Source organism: Mobilisporobacter senegalensis, assembly GCF_003752155.1.
GTDB lineage: Bacteria > Bacillota > Clostridia > Lachnospirales > Lachnospiraceae > Mobilisporobacter > Mobilisporobacter senegalensis.
In genome coordinates, this window is the sequence record NZ_RJVG01000003.1 from 383,609 (window position 1) to 405,197 (window position 21,589).

The following is a 21,589-nucleotide window of genomic DNA, read 5'->3' on the forward strand; positions in this document are numbered from 1 at the left end:
TTAATAAGAATAAGATTAGTTAAGTTTACCCCGGATTATGCTCTTGGCTAAAGTATAATAAAGTTGTAATATTATGTCAATACATATTGTCATATTTTTCTATTATTTGTTGTTTGTTTCCACTTTCCTGTGCCATCATCCAGCACAGTTTTATAGAATGTTCACACTAATAAAAGTACCTTATCTAGATAAATAGGATTATCCATTCTAAGGTACTTAAAGTTTAAATATTTAATTTAAATTACTTTACCATTAAAACTTAATAAGATATGGCTAAAGCGCATCTCAATTACATTAACTAAAATCTCTTGTAAAAATATCGCTTCTTTCCAACAGACTTTCTACAGTATCAAATCCAAGCCTGTGTAATAATTCTATGACATATGGATTATCAATTGGTGTAGGATAAGTTGCTTCATCTCCATAAGCATTTACATGGTCTCTTCCTTCTTCTACCGAAATGATTCTCTTAGGTCCACCGACACATCCACCACGGCAACCCATTCCTTCAAAAAAATTCGCCTTGGAATTGCCGTCAATCAAATCATTTAACATTGCTTTGCAATCAGGTACTCCATCTGCCTGCTGTGTGTGAACCGTTATATCACGCTGCGGGTTTAACCGTCCTACAGTGGCTCTTACAGCTTCGCTGACTCCACCTGTACGGGCATATATTCTGCCTGCTCTGGACGAATGATCTTTCTCACTTTCTTCCATTTTGGCCGGTTCAATTTCCAAGGCTTCAAAGATATCCTGAATCTCTTGAAATGTAAGTACATAATCTACATCGCCGATCAGGTCCTTTTCTCTTGCTTCTGCTTTTTTGGCCATACAAGGTCCAACAAATACGACCAAAGCATCCGGATGTAAGACTTTGATGGCTCTGCCACAAGCAATCATTGGTGAAACAGCTGCTGGTATATGTGGCATCAAATCATTATAAATTTTACGAATCATAGCGATCCACATAGGACAGCAGCAACTGGTCAGTTGATAATCAGATTCTTTCAAGATATTCTTATCAAATTCCAGAGCTTCTTTTAAAGTTAAAATATCCGCAAATAAAGCCACTTCCACCATGCCATCAAATCCAATTGCTTTCATTGCATTACGCAGCTTCCCAGGTGTTACATCACTGCTAAATTGTCCTAAAAAAGCTGGGGCAATGATAGCATATGACAGACCTTTATGGGCTCGTACTGCTCTAAGGGCAGGAATTATATCTTTACTTGCAACCAGCTTATTACCACGACAATCATCAATACACTGGGAACAGCCGATACAATTATCACCAATCTTAATGCCTTCTTCTCCTACTTCAATCGCATCAAATTCACATTTTACAGAACAATCGTGTTTTTCACCTGATGGGCAGTCACATTTATCAAATTTCCATATCACAGGATGTTTCTCAGGATGAAGTAAGCAGTCAAGCTGATGTGGATCATATTCTAATCCGTTTTTCTCAAACTCCTCTAAATTATCGCCATCAAGTGTCGCTTTTAGTAATTTGTGATACAATTCTTCAAAGGTTGTCATAGTTACACCCCCAACTTGTAAAATAAGAACTATTCTTCAACTTTAATAACAGATACAGGGCAACCTTCTTGTGCTTCAATTGCTGAATCTTTAACACTTTCAGGAACTTCTTCTACATATACTTCTGCAATTCCATCATCTGCCATACGAAATACTTCTGGACATGTTTCTGGACATAGTCCACAACTGATACAACCATCACGATCTAAATATGCTTTCATTGTCTCACTCCTTTCATTTTTAAAATTTCATACACTATTTATTATTATACCAACATGTCATATTTATACAGATTAAGAGCTTAATCTGCCATATTGGAAAGTAGATCATGGACAAGTTCATGATCTTGTTACATTCGCCAAATGCTTCGTGCTTGGCTCATTTCCTTTATTATATCATGTTAATACATTATTTGCACTATTTACTAACATATGTATAAAAAGTAATATACATACTAATACAATGAAGTATAATAAAAATAAATTAAACTTTTAAAAAATTTTCAAATATCTGAAGTAGATATAAAATCTGCCTCGTTATATATAAAGAGGCGATAGAAAGGGGATGGGAAAAATCAATCGCGAAAGGTACCTAGAAAATTTAATTGACAACTATGGAAATTTGGTTTTTTCCATATGCTTTAAGATAACAGGAGAATATTTTGAGGCCGAAGATTTATCCCAGGAAACGTTTCTTTCGGTTTATAAACATCTCGAAAATTTTGATGGAAAGAATGAAAAAGCATGGATATGTAAAATTGCAACCAACAAATGTCTGGATCATGTAAAAAGTGCAGGCAGGCGGCAAGTGCCAACCAATGAAGAATATTTCAGACAGGTAGAAAGTAAAGCACAGTCGCCCCTGGAGGGGATTCTTGAGGATGAAGTCAAGAATAAACTATATACTCTCTGCCAAAGTCTAAAACCGCCTTATGATGAAGTCGCCATTGCCTATTTTTGCAAAGATCTGGAGATAAAAGAAATTGCTAAGAACACAGGAAAAAACATTAAAACCTTGCAGACCCAGGTTTACCGTGCCAAGGAAATGTTGCGTAAGTTATGGAGAAAGGAGTATCCACAGAATGAATCAGAAATCTGAACATTTAACCAATGAGTTACTAGATGCTTTTAATAAAAATACTTTAGATAATGATACATATCTAAGTGTCTTAAGCCATATATCTTCTTGTGAAGAGTGTTCCTCACTTTATAGTAATAGTTTTTCACAAACAGATATGATTTGTGCACCACATTATCTAAAATCATCCATTATGGATCACATCCACCACAGTAACGAAATTGTTCAAATAGTCCAAAAACAAAGAACATCTATCAATCACCAGTTATTCTTTTATAGTTTAAAAATTGGATTCGCAATGTGTGGCGCTCTGCTTTTCCTTTATTCCGGATTATTAAGTAAAAACACGAATAGCTATGCAAAGGAAATTCCAATAGTCAAGATGAATACAATTGATGACTTTAATAACAAATTATATGAATTCTCAAACAAATTAATCATGGAGGAAAATAATTATGATCAAGAAAAAAAGTAGTTTTTTAACATTTATATTTTCAATGTTGCCTGGCGGCGGTCAAATGTATATGGGATTTATGAAAGAAGGACTATCTCTTCTATCTGCCTGTGCTTTAATAATATTTCTAGGAAGCTGGCTTAATATCAGCCCCATTATGTTTGTCCTTCCTGTAATTTGGTTCTATTCCTTTTTTGATGCTATGAACAAAATGTCACTCACCCAGGAACAGTTGGAAAAACTGGAAGACAAATATTTATTCCAAATAGATAAACTGCCAAGTATTAATCCAAATTTATTTTCAAAATATAAATTATATATTGCATTATTACTTATATTTGTTGGTCTCTCTATTCTTTGGAACAATATGCTTAATGTAATTTCCGCATTCCTTCCCGGCTATATGGTAAATGTATTGTATCGTATTTCAGATAGAGTTCCACAGCTTATTGTAAGCCTTTTCATTATTTATGTTGGAATTAAACTTATCTCAGGTAAGAAAGAAGAATTAAAAAGCGAAAAAGATTTTCAGCCACAGGACGATACTGTTCATGATGTAGTGATTCAGGAAATTGAAATTAAAGACAATGCGGAGGAAATATAAAAATGGATAATAATATGGAGCAAGTATTAGACCATCCAATAGATACTAATTTAAACAGTAATAGAGAAAAAACAGAAATCATAAGAAGCCATAAAGTTGGTACCATAACATTAGGTGCTTCTCTCATCTTTTTTGGTATTTTATTTATTACGAAAACTTTTACTAATCTTTTAACTTACGAATTCATCCTAAAGCTTTGGCCGGTGATATTTATACTCTTAGGCTTTGAAATACTTATATCCTATATGACAAGCAAGAAAGATCGATTTGTATATGACAAGGGAGCAATCTTTTTAATAATACTCCTTTCCATGTTCTCTATCTGCATGGCATGCGCTGAATTTCTTGTAAATTATTCTTATAGATATTTTTATTAAAATCAAACATACACCTTATTATGTTTGATTTAGAAATAAAGAGTAGTGATTATCCTCTTTGGAACTTTTAAGAGTTCCAAAGAGGATAATCACTACTCTATTTATTTAGGACTGGAACAAGGCCGTTAAGTTTCTATAATAAAAATCATATATTAAAATGTTCTATAATTTATAATAAACAAATACGTTCCTTCTTTTTTATTGATCTCGAATTCTTTCATTAATTTATAATTGGGATTATTTCTTAAATAATTTCTAACGTATGTGGGTTCATTGGAATAAAGAATAATCTTACCATCTTCCTTTAATACAGTACCAGCCTGTTGAAAGAACTTTATATACAGGCTCTCCAGATCCTTTTCATACTTTCTGGAACCTTTCATGGACAGATTGGTAATGATCTCATCAAATTCATATTCATGCCTGAAATCGAAAAAGTCACGATTAATGTAATTGATCACTGTATGATCTGATTTAGCATTCTCTCTGGCTTTTTCAATTGCATCTCCATAAATGTCAAGTCCATAAATAGGGTTTGCCCTCACTAATTTATTACGTTCTATCAACATAGTCCCAACACCGCAGAACGGATCTAATATCTGTCCATCTTCCATGAGATAATCTTTTGCAAGGTTTGCCACTAATGCTGCATTTACTGGATGAATACTTGCTGCAATGGTATTCTTCCTGTATTCAAACCGTTTATCTTTAAGGGTATTCAGCTTGATTAATGTATTATATAATCCATCTTTGTTTTCAATCAAACGAATTTCAAATTCGTAATTAGAAGTAGAATTGATTAGTTTTCTATCCGTTCCTCTTTCTATTTCCGCTGCAATTCTTTTTGCTAGAATACTTTTCTTATCTAATTCAATCTTACTTTTAATTTCAATTCTAAAATAAAATGGCGCCTCACCTTTATGTCTTAATAAGATAAAATCCAGCAGATTTGCTTTTAACAAAGCTTCACTTATGGCAGAGGGATTTGCAGCAATGGCATTTACTCCTGGCAGCATAAAAAGGATTTCTGAATAGGTACGAATAGATAATATTTCATTCAGATCATCTGTTTTAACGTATACCCCAGCATTCATTTCTTTATGTTTTCCATTCTTTATCTGCTTGCGGGTAACATCTTTATGATTACGGTTTGTAATTAATATAAGGTCCGATAAAATATGATATCCAGTAAATTTATGTGTTTTTGGCGGTTCAACCATAAGCAGCATATTATTCAACACACGAATTTGTTCCTCAATATGTTTTTTGTTGGATTCTTCATATTCCTCATGGGTCAAATTCTCTAACAATGATTTTAGTTCTGGCACTAACTCAAGATAATTAAGGAAACTGATTGCTGCCAGATAAGCACTTTTTACAAACATTTGAACTTCTTCCTGATAAGCTTTAAAAAGCGGTTGTAAGAATTCATTATCACCTAGCTCTCCCATAATCAGAACAGTATTTTTTCTTACTTTGGGATCTTCTGAAGTTAATAATCCATAGAATACAGAATAATCCTTTCCAAGCATATATGCCAAAGCTCTTCGATTGTTCTCGTCTTTTATCTCTTTCTTTAATTCAATTAAATTCTTCCGGACTTCATTATTATTAATAATATTTTCATATAACTCTCTTATCATATTGTAGCGGGCGAAACTCGCCCTCTCCTTTCATACTGCTATGACCATTTACATCAATGTTGAAAATAGATTCAAAACTGGCTGATATAATTTTAGCCATAAAGGTCTTTGCTTCCACTGGTCATAAGTAATTTCTTTGGAAACATTAAATGTATTAAGAAAATCTTCTTTTATGACTTCATTCACTTTAGAATTACTTACCCAGATACCGCACTCATAATGAAGGTAAAAACTTCTATAATCCATATTAATAGTACCAACAATTGCACAGTCTTCATTAATAATGGATTTTGAGTGTATAAATCCCTCTAAATATTCATAAATCCTTACTCCATTTTTTAATAATTCTCCATAATTATAATTGGTTAATATTTTTACCTGTTTTTTATCAGGAATAAAAGGAGTAATGATCCTAACATCAATTCCACTTTTTACTGCTGTTATTAATGCTTGTTTCATGTCATCTTCTAACACAAGATATGGTGTCGTAATATATAAAAATTTATCTGCATATTGAATCATTTGCTTATATATATTCTCAATTGGGTTTCTTGGATTATTAGCCGGTCCATCAGAAATCACATGACAGTAGGCATCATTTTGTGGAAAATCCAATGTTGGGCGATATTTATCGTAATTAATATAGCCCTTAGAAGATGCAACTTCCCACATTTGAAGAAATGTTACAGTCAGTCCCCAAACTGCATCCCCAGTTAATTTTAATGCGCTATCTTTCCATACCCCAAATCTTGTCACAAGATTTGCATACTCATCGGCAAGATTTATTCCACCGGTAAATCCAATATTTCCATCAATGACGATTATTTTTTGATGATTACGATAATTCATATATAACTTTCTTGTATATTTATGGATCGGATTAAATGCCTGTGTCTTAATACCTGCCTCCTTCAATTTACTCCAAAATGATTTTGATGTACGAATCATTGCTCCAAAATCATCATAGAGAAACTTCACTTCAACACCTTCTTCCACCTTTTGTGAAAGAATTTCAAACATCCGATCGCTTAAATCACCCTCCGCAACAATAAAGAAATTTATTAAAATAAATTTCTCTGCAGCTGCCATACTGGAAAATATATCTTCAAAAACTTCTTTCCCCATAGAATAATAGATAACATCATTGTTTTTAAAAAGTGGAAACCCCTCATTTATCATATATTTAGAAAGTCTTGCCTTACTTTTGAATTTATTTACAAATTCATTCATAATAAAATCATCCTGAACCAGGAACGATGTGCCATGCTTCATCTTTGCTAAAACTCTGTCTTCTATTTTCTTTTTTGAACCTTCCTTCCCCCATAAACCATACATAATATGGCCGGTTACTGGTAGGGCAAGTACAATACAGATCCAGGATATCTTATAGGATGGGCTTTTATGGTCATTTACTAAAGATATAATGATTGCAATACTAAGAACCTGTAAAAACCCATAGAAAAATGCGGAAAAACTTCTTAAAACAAAAGAGATAGCAACAATAAAAGAAATCTGTAATAATACTAAAATCCCTACGGTTACCACACGGATTATTCCACTTATATTTGCTTTTACTTTTACTTCTGCCTTCATGGTAATCTCCAAACTATCATTGTTTATATGTATTCGTTCCATTACCATTTCCTTGAGAATTTACTTTTTCCTTTTAATTTTAATATGTAATCTGGCTTTTAAATCTTTTAATGCCCCTTCTTTATTCATTACTTTAAAATTAGGAAAGGCCTTTAATATACGAAGATGTATTAAATTCTTATACCCTAAGATTTTCTGATATTGATTCGTAAATAACTTAAGCCGTTCATATATTTCCTCTGTTTTTTCTTTTAGTTCAAGAGTTTCGATCCGTTCGAGATTATCTTCGATTTTATTTTTGAACTTTTCTATGATATCTGAGATTTGGGATTCTGTGTATCTGCCAATTAATTCTTCTTTTGCCTCATAAATTTTAGTGCTTACAATATATTCTCTAAATTCTTCCCTTAATTTATGCAAGATTGTAAGTTTCTCATCAAGCTGCATGGTGAAAATAAATGTGACAGCCATATCACAAGTAATCATTATAAGAATAATATATGCAATAATTTCACCAGAATTTCTAGGAATATTTTCAATTAAAGTATCAGAAAAAGGTTTCAATACTTCAATCATCAATACTGATAAAAAGCCCCAAAACAAAGAAGAAAGTAAGCATATACGGCCATTTATATTATATTTGAAATTGCTGTAATCCCACCATTTCGCATGAAATATCTTCTCCATTAAATAAGAGGTCACATACTCTAAGAGCGTAGCTAATATCATACCTCCCAAATATATAAAAAAGACTTGATTTTTAAATGGAGAAAAAACAATCATAACAATTGTAGCGCCAATCCCGTAAATTGGTATAATAGGCCCATTTAAAAACCCTCGGTTAACTAAATTCCCTGTTTTAACCGATACATAACATGACTCATAGATCCATCCAAAAATACTATAAATAATAAAATTGTAATAGACATCATATAATTCATACCCAAAGAATTTAAAGCCCCACATATTATGTCTCCTTTTCCAATCATTTATACGAAATAGATGAGTTATTATTTTATTCATAAGATATAATCTATACTTAAAATTTATACCATATTCGACGAAATAATGGAAGTACTTTCTATTTTAAAAATAATATGATAAGATTAGTTTTAGTTGCAGTTTGTGCAATAAATCATTTAAAGAAAGAGGTAAATAAACGTGCAGATCTTTCAAAAAAAATTAGAACAATCTCCAAACTATCTGTTTGATAATAAATGTAAAAAATCCGATATTCTGTATTTTGATATCGAAACTACTGGATTTTCCCCAGAAACAACAGTTTTATATCTTATAGGCTGTGTATATTACCTGGAAGATGGTTGGCATAGTATTCAGTGGTTTGCTGATGACAGAAACAGTGAATTGAAAATACTTGAGTCTTTTTTTGAACTTTTAAAAAAATATAAAATTCTTGTTCATTTTAATGGAGATGGCTTTGATATTCCTTATATTCTGAAAAAATGCAAACAATATCATCTTGATTTTAGTTTTGAAAATATTGAAAGTGTTGATATTTATAAAAAGATCTTACCTTATAAAAGATTCTTGAAATTAGAAAATTTGAAGCAGAAAACAATTGAAAAATTTTTGGATATGAAAAGAGATGATAAATATTCTGGTGGAGAATTAATTCAGATATATGGCACCTATCTGAAATCCAGATATCAAAACAATGTGGAGGATAAGGAATTACTTCACTTACTTCTATTACATAATGAAGAAGATATTATTGGATTATTAGGTGTGACTGCCATTCTTAATTATTCTGATATTTTTACGAAAGATATTGAGGTTACATGTGCTTCGCTCATGGAAGAAGAATTAATTCTGAATATACATTTAGCATGTAATTTACCTAAGAGAATCAGTTTTGGAAATGATAGCTGTTATTTCATTGCATATAAGGAAAATGCAACAATTAAGATTAAATTATATAAAAATGAGCTTAAGTTCTTTTATGATAATTATAAGGATTACTATTATCTTCCAGAGGAAGATACCGCAATTCATAAGAGTGTAGCCTTTTATGTAGATAAAGATTTTAGAACCAGAGCAAAAGCTGCAAACTGTTATAGCAAAAAGACAGGTTCCTTTGTCCCTCAATATGAAGAAATCCTGACTCCATATTTTAAAATTGATTATTTTGACAAGATTACATATGTTGAAACCACCGATGAGTTTATGGCTAATAAAGAACAATTAAATCAATACGCAAAACATATTTTAATTCATATGAAATAACTAAAATATTTATGAAGAACAGAATCATCAGCTATAAAAACTAAAAAAAGACAGTTACCTGTCTTTTTTTAGTTTTTATTCAGCTGCAATAATTTCTTTTTTGTTATAAGAACCACAAGCCTTACATACTCTGTGTGGCATCATTAATTCACCGCATTTACTGCATTTTACTAAATTGGGAGCAGACATTTTCCAGTTTGCTCTACGGCTATCTCTTCTTGCTTTTGAAGATTTATTCTTTGGACAGATAGACATGATTACACCTCCTTAAAGTTTTTGAAGATATCACGGATAACTGACATTCTAGGATCAGCTCCTGTGGATTCACAGTCGCATGTCCCATTGTTGAGATTTGTGCCGCAGACATTACATATGCCCTTGCAGTTTTCTTTACATAGAACTTTCAAAGGAAAGTCTATTAAAATCTCATCATAGACCAATACGTCTACATCCAGATTGTATCCACTAATATAATTTAATTCATCTAATTCCTTCGCACGTTCCTCTTCCGTTTCAAGGAAGTCAACTTCTTTCGATATATGTATATCAAAGTCCGTCACAACGTTCTCAAGACATCTGCTACATGGAATATTAAGAGCTAACTTAGTGCTGGCCTCAATTGAGACTCTTCTCTCACCTAGATTAGTGATTGAAATCTTTACTGGTTCTTTATAAGCAAACTCATATCTGACACCCCTTAGATTAAATTCCTCTAATCCATTAGGAACATCCATACGAAGGTTTTTGTCAGGAACTGACATAATTTCCGATAAGCTTATGAGCATAGTTTTCTCCTGTCTCCTAAAATTCCACACTTAATGTATTATAACTATTTCACTATAATTTGTCAACAATAAATCCAATATTTAAGCTTATTATACCCTGATTCAAATTATTTATTTACAATAGCTACAGTTTCTCTTGCGATTGCAAGTTCTTCATTTGTAGGAATTACGCAAATTTTAACTTTAGAATCGTCTGTTGAGATAATAACTTCTTTTCCTCTGATTTTATTCTTCTCTTGATCAATCTTAACACCAAGAAATTCTAAATAAGAGCATACTTCGGTTCTTAAATCAGGGTTATTTTCACCTACACCAGCTGTAAATGCAATAGCATCCACACCATTTAATGCAGTAATATAAGATCCGATATATTTTGCAATACGATAATTGTATACTTCGATTGTACGTTTTGCGTCTTCATTGCCTTCAGCAGCAGCGTCTTCTAAGTCTCTGGAATCACTTGATAAATTAGATACACCGAGCATACCTGATTTTTTGTTTAGAATATCCATAATTTCATCTATGGATAAATTCTCTTTATGAGCAATAAATTCAATGATCGCTGGATCAATATCACCGCAACGGGTGCCCATTAACAGCCCTTCTAATGGTGTTAATCCCATACTTGTATCAATAGATTCCCCATTCTTTACTGCTGAAATACTAGCGCCATTTCCTAAATGACAAACAATTACTTTGGAGTTATTTTTATCTAAGCCGCATACATCAACGACTCTCTTAGAAACATAGCTATGGCTTGTACCATGAAAACCATATCTTCTAACTTTGTATTTTTGATAATATTCATATGGTATCCCATAAAGGAAAGCTTTACGTGGCATTGTTTGATGAAATGCCGTATCAAATACACCAACCATAGGTACATTTGGCATTAATTTTTTACAAGCTTCAATACCAATTAAATTTGCCGGATTATGAAGAGGAGCTAAATCGTTGCATTCTTCCACTGCTTTGATAACTTCATCTGTAATAAGAGTAGATCCTGAGAATTTTTCTCCACCATGTACTAATCTGTGACCTACTGCACCAATTTCACTAAGAGATTTAATCACTCCATGATTTTCATTTGTTAAAGTATCTAAAACTAATTTTGTTGCAGTCATATGGTCATCCATATGTTCTTCAATAGTTATCTTTTCTCCGCTTGGAAGTTTATGAACTAATTTACCGCCTTCAATTCCGATTCTTTCGCAAATCCCAGATGCTAATACAGCCTCACTAGCTGCATTAATTAATTGATATTTTAATGAAGAACTACCACAGTTAATTACTAATACGTTCATCTTATCTACTCCTTTTTATCATATATTATTTGTTTGATTATTTACTAGCTGCTGCTTGTACAGCTGTAATTGCGATAACACCAACAATATCATCTGCAGAGCAGCCTCTTGATAAATCATTTACCGGTTTGGCTATACCTTGGGTAATTGGTCCATAAGCTTCTGCTTTTGCTAATCTTTGAACTAGTTTATATCCAATATTTCCGGCATCTAAATCCGGGAAAACTAATACGTTTGCAGTACCTGCTACATCACTGCCAGGAGCTTTCGAAGCACCAACACTTGGTACAATAGCCGCATCTAATTGAAGTTCTCCATCGATTTTCATCTCAGGATATAATTCTTTCGCAATCTTAGTAGCTTCTACCACTTTATCTACATCCCCATGTTTTGCACTGCCCTTGGTTGAATGAGAAAGCATACCAACTACTGGTTCTTTTTGTACCAATAAATCAAAACTCTTAGCAGAGCTTCCGGCAATGGCTGCTAATTCTTCTGAATTAGGGTTCTGGCATAAACCTGCATCTGAAAAAATGAAAGTACCATTTGCACCATATTCACAGTCAGGAACAACCATAAGAAAGAATGCAGATACAAGTTTTGTGTTTGGGGCAGTTTTTAATATTTGAAGAGATGGACGAAGGACATTTGCTGTAGCATTTACAGCTCCTGCTACCATACCATCCGCATCTCCTGCTTTTACCATTACAACACCAAAATATAGAGAATCTTTTGTAAGTAATTCTTTTGCCTGCTCAGGAGTCATTCCTTTGCTCTTTCTCACTTCAACTAATAAATCAATATATCCGGATAATTTATCTGTTGTCTGAGGGTCTACTATTGCTGCCTTTGATAGATCTAAATCCCCTGCAGTTTTAAGAATTTCTTCCTTGTTACCAATGAGAACAACATTAGCTACCTCTTCTGCTAAAATTTTAGATGCTGCTTCTAAAGTTCTTTTGTCACCTGTTTCTGGTAATACTATCGTTTGTCTATTCTGTTTCGCTCTTTTTTTAATTTCGTCAATAAATCCCACGACTATTTCTCCTTTCGTATTTAAACTCGCTTATATCCATTGTACATCAAATGTTTATTGTATACAAGACAATTTTCATGAAATCATGGACAAATTTTAGTACAAAGCAATAATTGTTAATTCTTATTAAATTGTTCCAATTATAGATATTGATAATTTACGATATACTTGTTATCATAATGATTAACATTTGCTTTGTACATCACATTTGAAAATTCTGCCGAGTAAAATTAGTTTCATTTCATTTTACTTGACTTGGAGGAAATAGATATGAAAGTTGTTGGACTTATTACAGAATATAATCCTTTTCATTACGGACATCAATTACATATAGAAGAAGCAAAAAGGGTCACAGGGGCAGATTATGTCATTGTAGTAATGAGTGGTAATTTCGTGCAAAGAGGTACTCCTGCTCTTATGGATAAATATCTTCGTACCCAAATTGCTTTAGGGCAAGGAGCTGATATCGTAATTGAGCTTCCCGTTTGTTATGCTACTGCAAGTGCTGAAGCATTTGCCCTGGGCGCAATATCAATTTTAGATAAAATTGGTATTGTAGACAGCCTCTGTTTTGGAAGTGAATGTGGCGATGTTCATAAATTGGGCATTATCGCTGATATCTTGTTAAATGAACCACCTGAGTTCAAAAATCGACTTGGGAAATTATTGAAATCCGGGATTACCTATCCTGCTGCCAGAAGTCAGGCACTTATAGATATTTATGGGTCTGTAGATACCGACACCTCCTCATTGCTGAATTCCCCAAATAATATATTGGGAATTGAATATATTAAAGCTATTCATAGTTTAGACAGTAAAATTATACCTTATACAATCAAAAGAATTTCTACCGGATATCATGATCTTACTCTGGATACTAAAATAAGCTCTGCAAGTGCAATCCGTACATCAATATCCAATACTGATTCACTAAGTTTTATACAGCCAAATGTTCCAACAGATGTGTATCGAATATTAGAAAAGTATTTTAACAAAACATTACCTATTTATGAAGATGATTTTTCCCTCCTTTTACAATATAAATTATTATTAGAAAACCCTTCCGGTTTAAGTGAATATCAGGATGTTTCTTCTGAATTGGCCAAAAGGATCTATCAATTGAGAAAGGATACTTATTCCTTTTCAGATTTATCTCTTGCCATAAAGACCAAACAAATTACTTTAACCAGAGTCTATCGTTCATTACTGCATATTCTTCTTAACATGAAAGTGAAATACTTTAATGAATTTAATTGTAATGGTTATTCCCAATATGCAAGGCTTCTTGGTTTTAAAAAAGAGGCCAGTAAATTAATCAGGATCATAAAAGATATGGATACCATCCCTGTAATCACAAAAGTAGCAGATGCCGATAAGAGTCTATCAGAACTTGGTAATATTATGTTAGCCCAGGATATATTTGCAGCTGACCTCTATAATCAAATAATCTATGAAAAATATAAAGCCAGACAACATAATGAATATACCAAAGGTGTTATAATTAAGGATTAGGACAAAATGCTCCTAACTCTTTAGGTATAAAAAGACAGCCCTGACATAAATATGTATTAATAGTGTCAGGGTCTTATTATGCTTAAATGGGGGTAATCAATGCACGTCTCTAAAAGATCAATATTAAATATAAGTTTCGTTCTTTTTTTAATACTCATGTTTATATATCCTATCGCTACAATAAAAGGAGCAACCAGTGGACTGCTTTTATGGTTCAACACCGTATTGCCTAATTTATTACCTTTCATTATTGTATCCAACATCATAATTAAATTAAATATTACTGATTATATATGTAACGTCTTTCGCCCTGTTTTTGAAAAAATATTTAAAGTAAGTAGAAATGGCTGTTATCCGATTATCATAGGCTTAATGTCTGGTTATCCTCTTGGTGCCAAAACTTGTGGTGATATGGTGACCTTAAAGAAGATATCAAAAGCGGAGGGGCAGTATCTTTTGGCATTATGTAATAATGCAAGCATAACCTATATCATCAATTACATAGCGATTACTACCTTAAAAGAACCTTCCCTTCAATATGTCATCTTAGGTATTATTTATATGTCTTCCTTCGTTAGTTCTTTACTAAGTCTTAAAATATTTCATTTACAATGGGATATTTCAGCCCATAACGATATGCAGCAGCAAAGCTCTCATATAAAAAAAGCATTCAATTTTCGAGAAATCATAGATAATTCGATTATGAATGGTTTTGAAGTTATTACCAAGGTTGGCGGCTATATCATTCTGTTTTCAGTAATTTCCTATATTATGATAACGATTACTTCTACTGATAACTTAAATGCTCCTCCCTTTATTTTAGAAATCATAAAATTCACAAGACTTTTTATAATGGGTATTCTGGAAATAACAACGGGAACCTATCTAATCGGTGGGGCTAATATTTCATTCCACGCTAAATTTCTCTTAATTGTTACAATAACCGCATTGGGTGGATTTTCCAGCTTGGCTCAGACGTATAGTGTGTTGCATCAATCAAACCTGTCAATCAAAATCTACATAAAAACAAAGATAATGAATGCAGTAATTGCATCCATTATCTCATATTGCTATATTCTTATATTTTTATAATATGTATTAATATAAATCTTCAATGAAAGTATTTTCATCAAATTCAAAGTCATCATTACTATTTTCTTCCCCTTGCTCTTGATTGGATGTAGTAGCTGCTTGTACTTCTGCATCCTTTTCATTGGAAGAACTATATAACTGATCACATAATTCTTTTTTGTTGTTCACTACGATATCAAGATTATCTTTTAAAGAATCCACTAGCTTTTCTGATTTGGTTCTTGTGCTTTCATAAGCATTGGATAATACTTTTTCAACTTCAGAAAGCATTTCCTCTGTGTATCTAAGGGCTCCTGTACGGATTTGGTTTGCATCATTATTTGCAGACTGAAGAATTCTATTTGCTTCTTCATTGGCCTGTTCAATAACACTATTTGCCTGATAGTATGCCTGCTGCATTATTTCATGCTCATCAATCAGTGCATTGGTTCTTTCCCTGGCATCTGCTAAAATAGTTGCTGCCTGCTCTTGTGCATCATTAATAATGGCATCCCTGTTTGCAATAATCTTCTGATATCTTTTAATTTCATCTGGTGTTCTAAGTCTTAATTCATCTAAAAGATCATAAAGTTCATCCTTTGGTACGATAACTTTAGTTGATGAAAGGGGCTGCATTTTACAACTTTCAACAAATTCATAAATGTCCTCAATCAATTGTTCAATCTTACTTGTACTCATAATTATACTCTCCTATCAATCATTCATGCTTTTTCTAAAGCAGTTTATATACTATCAGATTTTTTTATGTCTTTATATTTTTGATACACCTTATCTACGATTTCTTTCGGAACTAACTCATCTATTCGCCCATTATACATGGCAATTTCCCGCACGACACTGGAACTTAAATATGCAAACTCAACACTGGTAGTTAAGAAAACAGTATCAATTCTTGGATTTACTTTATGATTAATCTGTGCTATCTGTAATTCATATTCAAAATCTGTGACTGCCCTAAGTCCACGTACTATAATATCAGCTTTTTTTAAATCTGCAAAATCTACCAATAGTCCTTCAAAAGCTTCTACTTCTACATTGGGCATGGATTTTGTTACTTCTTTTAACATATTAACACGTTCTTGTACAGTAAACAATGGGTTTTTAGAACTGTTGATCAATACACCAATTACTAATTTATCTACCAGCCTTGAAGAACGAATGATAATATCAAGATGTCCTAATGTTACAGGATCAAAACTTCCTGGGTATATACCGATTCTCATTAAATTTCCTTTCCAGTCTTCCTGCGAATAAACACATGCTTATTGGTTTTATAATTTTTTATCTTTTGAATTTCGAAGTTACTGTCTTCAATATAATTAAATTCTGTATTTATGGATGCCTCCACTATTATAGTCGTATCCACATGAATCAGAATGGAGTTATTAAGATAATCCAATATCTCTTTTTCATAATCCTGATTATAAGGAGGATCCATAAATATGATGTCAAAGCTTTCTTTTTTTGATTCCATCATTCTAAGGCCAGACAAAATATCATTATTGTATATTTCTGCCTTCTCCATTAATTTTGTTGCATCTAAATTACTTTTAATACAAGATACTGCTATTTTATTGTTCTCAACAAAAGAAGCCTTTCGTGCCCCACGGCTCAGTGCCTCAATCCCAATCGCACCGCTTCCACTAAATAAATCAAGAAAGTTTGTATCATACAAAATAGGATGAATCATATTAAATAAAGTTTCTTTTATTCTATCTGTGGTAGGTCTCGTTTCTAACCCTTCCACCGTTTTTAACTGGACACGTCTGGCACTACCAGCAATCACTCTCATTACATCATTCCTTTTACTTTAGTAAAACTAACAATTATCATTAAAACTCAGTTATAGTTCATATCATATCTGAATTAATTTTTACTTTATAGTGTACAGTTTATATCAAATTGTATCAAAATTCAAGAAATACTTTAAAAAATTCCCCAATTATTCCGATAATAGTAATCATTTTTTGATTGAATTACAACAAATAATTTGAAAAAGAAGGCTGCTTAAAATTAAGCAGCCTTCTTTTTATTTAATTAATTATATTCAGTTGTTTTGAGTTGCTTATTTACCAGCCATTGACTCTTCTTGTCTCTTAATCATCTGACGAACCATTTCTCCACCGACAGATCCATTTTGTTTAGAAGTTAAATCACCGTTGTAACCATTTGATAATGGAACACCGATTTCGTTCGCAACTTCCATCTTAAATCTGTTTAATGCTTCTCTCGCTTCAGGGACTTGCGTTCTTTGACGTGACATAATAAACTCCTCCATTTGTTATTTTGAGAGATGCGGTTAAATGATATTTCATTAAATCATAATGACTATTTCATTTTTGATATAAATACTCTTTCACAATTGTTTTATCTTATTTACGATAAATTTTTTATGATGCTCTCAAAATAATATAGTGATGTTATTAAGTTACGCTATTATTATGCGCAATATATTTATATATACACTGGTAATTTTTTCTACTTAAATATTTTGATCAAATCAATTTACTGCTCCAATCACATCATCTTTTATAATCTGCGTTAACTCGTCTTTCGTTGGGGCATCTATTGTAACCAGACGATTTGCCTGATTTACAATGATTTTTTCAAATACATTTCGAATCCCACGGGCATTGCCAAATATTTTTAATTTAGATTTTGGCATTGTGTTAAGTTTATCTTTCACTTCCAGCGTAGCATCTTCAGAAATTTTTAAATCTGTTCTTTTCGCCATGGTATTCAAGATATCAATAAGATCCTCTGTTGTATAATCAGAAAATTCAAGAAATTTATTAAATCTTGAAATCAAACCTGTATTAGATTTCAAGAAGTTTTCCATCTCTTTCTTATATCCTGCTACGATGACTACCAGATTATCCCTGTTATCTTCCATCATTTTAACTAAAGTATCGATTGCCTCACTGCCAAAATCATTAGAACCAACTCCATTGGTTAACGAATACGCTTCATCAATGAACAATACGCCACCAATTGCTTTTTCTACTACCTCTTTTACTTTTAACGCAGTTTGGCCAACATATCCGGCAACCAGGCCGGCACGGTCTGTTTCAACCAGGTTCCCATCTGATAGGAGCCCTAATTCTTTATATATTTTTGCAATTAATCTGGCTACTGTAGTTTTTCCTGTTCCCGGATTTCCTGTGAATACCATATGAAAAGACATATCCATCTGAGGCATATTATAAGTTTCCCTTAATTTTCTTACTTTAATTAAATTTATTAAAGAATTAATTTCTTCTTTCACATTGGATAGACCAACTAATTCATTTAATTCTGTAAGCAGACTGTCTAAATTATCTTCTTGTTCCGTCTCCTGAATATCATTTTTTACTTCTTCTTTACTCATCTCTTGTAAGCTCATATTATCCTTATGATTAGTCTTTCCTTCGATATGAGAATGGGAATCCTCTTGTTTATGATCCTGTATTGAACTTTTACTGCTGCTTTGTGTACTTGACTCTAATAGTTCGAAATTTATATTGAACTGATCATCACAAATCTTACGAAAAATATACTTATCATCAATTTTAGAATTATTTTTTGCTTTGGTATCTAAAAAAGCACTGATTTTCTTATAATACTCCTGAATATACTTCATAACATACATATCTTTTGAATTATTTAAGTATGACATTGCTAATAAAATATTCAGCATTGCATCAAAGAATACAACCGTTAAATTCGTATTTTTCTGGGAATCTCTCAGTCCACACAGTTGAAGTATAATTGGTGGAGCATTCATGATTTTCTTCGCATGATTCAAAATTTCTGTCGTTGGTTCCTCATCAGCAGGGTACATAATTGCATTTGTATTAGGAATAGATATGATAAAGTTTTTTATCTCATCATCTGTTTTATTACAATATACTGAAAGATTTATTAAAACAGACTGAACATATATATCTAACATTTCATAGATAGATTTTTGCAGCACAGATTCCGGATTATCCCAATAACCCTCATTTGATAAAAGACCACAATACTTTGTCAATAATATATAATTGTTTTTTGCAATTGTGTACAATCTACTGTTTGTATAAGAATGCATGTTTTCACCCCGTGTCGTATTTATCAGATTTTGATATGACTTAATCGAACATACTTGCATATCCATTGGATCCTTAAATCAAAGTTGAAAGATTTCTTCCCACTCCTTAATATTGTACTATAAATTTTAAAAAATAAAAATATAATTTCTGAAATTAGAGTAATGTATTTCCAGAGTAACTCATGATTTTTTCACCAAGATTTGGTTGTTTTTTGCATATCTGTGCAATATCTGCTTCTGACATCGTTTTTGCTGCTTCATTCGCATTTTTTAATATAGTTGCATCTGTATAGATGTCCCCTAATTTGAACTCCATAATTCCACTTTGCTTTACTCCAAACATATCTCCAGGCCCTCTTAATTTTAAATCTTCACTGGCAATAAAAAATCCATCATTGGATTTATTCAATATTTCCAAACGCTCTTTGGTTTCCTTGCTGTCAGAACCACTTACAAGAATACAATAAGATTGATATTTACCCCTGCCAACACGTCCGCGAAGCTGATGAAGTCCTGCAAGCCCAAAACGCTCTGCATTCTCAATCATTATTACTGTAGCATTGGGAACATTTACTCCTACTTCAATAACTGTCGTGGAAACCAATACCTGAATTTCATTTTTTTTGAACCGGTCCATAATATCATTCTTTTCTTTGGCCTTCATCTTACCATGTAAATATTCTATATTAATTGAACCAGGCAATGTATCTTTTAACTTATCGGTATATTCAATTACATTTTCTGCCTCAATCATTTCACTTTCTTCTACCATAGGACATATTACATAAGCTTGTCTTCCGGCTAAAACTTCTTTTTCTATAAATTTATATGCAGTTGGACGATAGCCTGAATTCACAACACAGTTCTTAATTGATAATCGGTTGGATGGCAATTCATCAATGATTGAGATATCCAGATCTCCATATAGAATAATCGCCAAAGTTCTTGGTATCGGAGTTGCACTCATGACTAATATATGTGGTTCCAATCCCTTGTTTGCCATCGCTTCTCTTTGCCTTACTCCAAAACGGTGCTGCTCATCTGTAATGACTAAAGCTAATTGATCATATTCTACTTTTTCTTGGATTAAAGCATGTGTTCCAACGATAATATCCACCTTATGAGATTTTATCCTCTCATAGGCTTCTCTTTTTTCTTTAATTGTCATAGAACCAACTAATAAACATACCTTAACTCCATAAGAAGTAAATAATTCTTCTAAAGATTCATAATGCTGTCTGGCTAATACCTCCGTAGGTACCATGAGCGTTCCCTGATAACCATTTTTAGCCGCCATAAGTAGTGCCAAGACTGCCACAATTGTTTTACCAGATCCAACATCCCCTTGAATTAAGCGGTTCATAATTGTGCCATTTCCTACATCGTTTTGAATTTCTCTCCAGACCTTTTTTTGAGCATTGGTTAATTCATAAGGTAACTCCTTAACTAATTCTTCACACTCTTTTGTATTTTTTAGGATATAATTACTTTGATTTTTTCCTTTGCTTTCTTTTAATTTGTTAAGGGCTAATGTAAATAAGAAAAATTCATCAAAAATAATTCTTTTTCTGGCTTTCATCATATGCTCTTTATCTTTTGGAAAATGAATTTCCCTGATTGCTTGATTGTAGGTAACTAAATTGTAATTTTTACGAATCTGTTTTGGAAGATAATCCTCTGTTAAATTAATCTGTGCCAGCACTTGCTTCACTGCTTTAGAGATAGTATGATTCGTAATACCGGCTGTTAATGGATACACAGGCTGTAATACATTTAATCTGTTATAAAATTCTTCTTTACTGAGTATGGCCGGCTGTTCTATTACTAATATCCCATTTTTACGAACAACTCTTCCCCGAAAGATATAATGGGTTCCAAGTTTTAGTGAATTTTTTAAAAATGGCATATTAAACCAGGTAAGATTCATGAATCCAGATTGATCTTTCACTGTACAGCTTACAATCGTAAGATTTCTAACTTTTTTCGTCTGTACTGATTTTTCAAGGGATGCCTCAATAGCCATGATTTCCCCTTCTTTTGCAGTAATGATTGGTATAATTCCTTCATATACATCATACCCTCTGGGGTAATGTTCCAATAGGTCATTTATTGTGTATATATCAAGTTTATTTAGGTTCTTCTCTGTTTTCTCACCAATTCCCTTGATTACACCAATAGAATCCTTTCCTTCCATTTTCTCACCTCCTGTTAACTCAAAATTGACAAAAATGAGGCTGTTAAGCAACAGCCCCATACTAAT

22 protein-coding genes are annotated in these 21,589 nt (G+C 32.4%); 7 read left to right on the forward strand and 15 right to left on the reverse strand.

The window, feature by feature from the left end; genetic code table 11:
• Positions 1 to 294 precede the first annotated feature (294 nt).
• Together EDD66_RS07145 and EDD66_RS07150 are read right to left on the reverse strand one after the other, a co-directional pair.
• Positions 295 to 1,539 carry a [Fe-Fe] hydrogenase large subunit C-terminal domain-containing protein gene (locus EDD66_RS07145; RefSeq protein WP_123608866.1) on the reverse strand — a complete coding sequence of 415 codons (1,245 nt, stop codon included), beginning with the start codon at positions 1,537 to 1,539 and terminating at the stop codon, positions 295 to 297.
• 29 nt (positions 1,540 to 1,568) lie between these two features.
• Positions 1,569 to 1,760 carry a ferredoxin gene (locus EDD66_RS07150; RefSeq protein ID WP_123608867.1) on the reverse strand — a complete coding sequence of 64 codons (192 nt, stop codon included), beginning with the start codon at positions 1,758 to 1,760 and terminating at the stop codon, positions 1,569 to 1,571.
• Positions 1,761 to 2,103: 343 nt separating this feature from the next.
• Here EDD66_RS07150 and EDD66_RS07155 point away from each other — a divergent pair, with 343 nt between their 5' ends.
• From EDD66_RS07155 to EDD66_RS07170, 4 genes are read left to right on the forward strand one after another with little or no spacing between them, the layout of a single operon-like run.
• Positions 2,104 to 2,637 (forward strand): RNA polymerase sigma factor, encoded by a 534-nt coding sequence (locus EDD66_RS07155; protein ID WP_123608868.1) that lies wholly within the window; start codon positions 2,104 to 2,106, stop codon positions 2,635 to 2,637.
• A complete protein-coding gene (locus tag EDD66_RS07160; protein ID WP_123608869.1) occupies positions 2,621 to 3,091 on the forward strand; it encodes a hypothetical protein in 471 nt (156 codons plus the stop codon). The genes EDD66_RS07155 and EDD66_RS07160 overlap by 17 nt, the downstream gene beginning before the upstream one ends.
• Positions 3,072 to 3,674 carry a hypothetical protein gene (locus EDD66_RS07165; RefSeq protein WP_123608870.1) on the forward strand — a complete coding sequence of 201 codons (603 nt, stop codon included), beginning with the start codon at positions 3,072 to 3,074 and terminating at the stop codon, positions 3,672 to 3,674. Before EDD66_RS07160 ends, EDD66_RS07165 begins: the two co-directional genes overlap by 20 nt.
• A 2-nt stretch (positions 3,675 to 3,676) precedes the next feature.
• Positions 3,677 to 4,051 (forward strand): LiaF transmembrane domain-containing protein, encoded by a 375-nt coding sequence (locus tag EDD66_RS07170; RefSeq protein ID WP_123608871.1) that lies wholly within the window; start codon positions 3,677 to 3,679, stop codon positions 4,049 to 4,051.
• 152 nt (positions 4,052 to 4,203) lie between these two features.
• On the opposite strand, the gene EDD66_RS07175 is transcribed toward EDD66_RS07170, so the two are convergent.
• From EDD66_RS07175 to EDD66_RS07185, 3 genes are read right to left on the reverse strand one after another with little or no spacing between them, the layout of a single operon-like run.
• Complete coding sequence (locus EDD66_RS07175; RefSeq protein ID WP_123608872.1) at positions 4,204 to 5,694, reverse strand: methyltransferase domain-containing protein; 1,491 nt, start codon at positions 5,692 to 5,694, stop codon at positions 4,204 to 4,206.
• 48 nt (positions 5,695 to 5,742) lie between these two features.
• Entirely contained in the window at positions 5,743 to 7,329 is a 1,587-nt protein-coding gene (gene cls / locus EDD66_RS07180; protein ID WP_170164275.1) for a cardiolipin synthase, read from the reverse strand.
• An 18-nt stretch (positions 7,330 to 7,347) separates the two neighbouring features.
• Positions 7,348 to 8,253, reverse strand: a complete 906-nt coding sequence (locus tag EDD66_RS07185) for a putative ABC transporter permease (protein WP_170164276.1) — start codon at positions 8,251 to 8,253, stop codon at positions 7,348 to 7,350.
• Positions 8,254 to 8,448: 195 nt separating this feature from the next.
• Between EDD66_RS07185 and EDD66_RS07190 the strand changes: the two genes are divergently transcribed.
• Positions 8,449 to 9,531, forward strand: coding sequence for a ribonuclease H-like domain-containing protein (locus EDD66_RS07190; protein ID WP_170164277.1), 1,083 nt, complete (start codon positions 8,449 to 8,451; stop codon positions 9,529 to 9,531).
• A 75-nt stretch (positions 9,532 to 9,606) separates the two neighbouring features.
• On the opposite strand, the gene rpmF is transcribed toward EDD66_RS07190, so the two are convergent.
• The 4 genes from rpmF to pta form a co-directional block, all read right to left on the reverse strand.
• The gene (gene rpmF, locus EDD66_RS07195) at positions 9,607 to 9,786 is read right to left on the reverse strand and encodes a 50S ribosomal protein L32 (RefSeq protein WP_123608876.1); all 180 of its coding nucleotides are present in this window, start codon (positions 9,784 to 9,786) and stop codon (positions 9,607 to 9,609) included.
• 2 nt (positions 9,787 to 9,788) lie between these two features.
• Positions 9,789 to 10,316: a YceD family protein gene (locus EDD66_RS07200; protein ID WP_123608877.1), complete on the reverse strand. Its 528-nt coding sequence runs from the start codon at positions 10,314 to 10,316 to the stop codon at positions 9,789 to 9,791.
• 107 nt (positions 10,317 to 10,423) lie between these two features.
• A complete protein-coding gene (locus EDD66_RS07205) occupies positions 10,424 to 11,620 on the reverse strand; it encodes an acetate/propionate family kinase (protein WP_123608878.1) in 1,197 nt (398 codons plus the stop codon).
• A 37-nt stretch (positions 11,621 to 11,657) separates the two neighbouring features.
• Positions 11,658 to 12,656, reverse strand: coding sequence for a phosphate acetyltransferase (gene pta, locus EDD66_RS07210; RefSeq protein ID WP_123608879.1), 999 nt, complete (start codon positions 12,654 to 12,656; stop codon positions 11,658 to 11,660).
• 270 nt (positions 12,657 to 12,926) lie between these two features.
• On the opposite strand from pta, the gene EDD66_RS07215 reads away from it, so the two are divergent.
• Positions 12,927 to 14,168 carry a nucleotidyltransferase gene (locus EDD66_RS07215; RefSeq protein WP_123608880.1) on the forward strand — a complete coding sequence of 414 codons (1,242 nt, stop codon included), beginning with the start codon at positions 12,927 to 12,929 and terminating at the stop codon, positions 14,166 to 14,168.
• A 99-nt stretch (positions 14,169 to 14,267) separates the two neighbouring features.
• Positions 14,268 to 15,260, forward strand: a complete 993-nt coding sequence (locus EDD66_RS07220; protein ID WP_123608881.1) for a hypothetical protein — start codon at positions 14,268 to 14,270, stop codon at positions 15,258 to 15,260.
• Positions 15,261 to 15,266: 6 nt separating this feature from the next.
• Here the strand turns inward: EDD66_RS07220 and EDD66_RS07225 are convergent, their stop codons facing one another.
• The 6 genes from EDD66_RS07225 to recG form a co-directional block, all read right to left on the reverse strand.
• Positions 15,267 to 15,938 carry an ATPase gene (locus EDD66_RS07225; protein WP_123608882.1) on the reverse strand — a complete coding sequence of 224 codons (672 nt, stop codon included), beginning with the start codon at positions 15,936 to 15,938 and terminating at the stop codon, positions 15,267 to 15,269.
• Positions 15,939 to 15,982: 44 nt separating this feature from the next.
• Positions 15,983 to 16,483 (reverse strand): pantetheine-phosphate adenylyltransferase, encoded by a 501-nt coding sequence (coaD, locus tag EDD66_RS07230; protein WP_123608883.1) that lies wholly within the window; start codon positions 16,481 to 16,483, stop codon positions 15,983 to 15,985.
• Positions 16,483 to 17,052 (reverse strand): 16S rRNA (guanine(966)-N(2))-methyltransferase RsmD, encoded by a 570-nt coding sequence (gene rsmD, locus EDD66_RS07235; protein ID WP_123608884.1) that lies wholly within the window; start codon positions 17,050 to 17,052, stop codon positions 16,483 to 16,485. Before rsmD ends, coaD begins: the two co-directional genes overlap by 1 nt.
• 273 nt (positions 17,053 to 17,325) lie before the next feature.
• A complete protein-coding gene (locus tag EDD66_RS07240; RefSeq protein WP_123608885.1) occupies positions 17,326 to 17,523 on the reverse strand; it encodes an alpha/beta-type small acid-soluble spore protein in 198 nt (65 codons plus the stop codon).
• 237 nt (positions 17,524 to 17,760) lie between these two features.
• Positions 17,761 to 19,329 (reverse strand): AAA family ATPase, encoded by a 1,569-nt coding sequence (locus EDD66_RS18695; RefSeq protein WP_243115323.1) that lies wholly within the window; start codon positions 19,327 to 19,329, stop codon positions 17,761 to 17,763.
• Positions 19,330 to 19,483: 154 nt separating this feature from the next.
• Positions 19,484 to 21,523, reverse strand: coding sequence for an ATP-dependent DNA helicase RecG (recG, locus tag EDD66_RS07250; protein ID WP_123608887.1), 2,040 nt, complete (start codon positions 21,521 to 21,523; stop codon positions 19,484 to 19,486).
• Positions 21,524 to 21,589 lie beyond the last annotated feature (66 nt).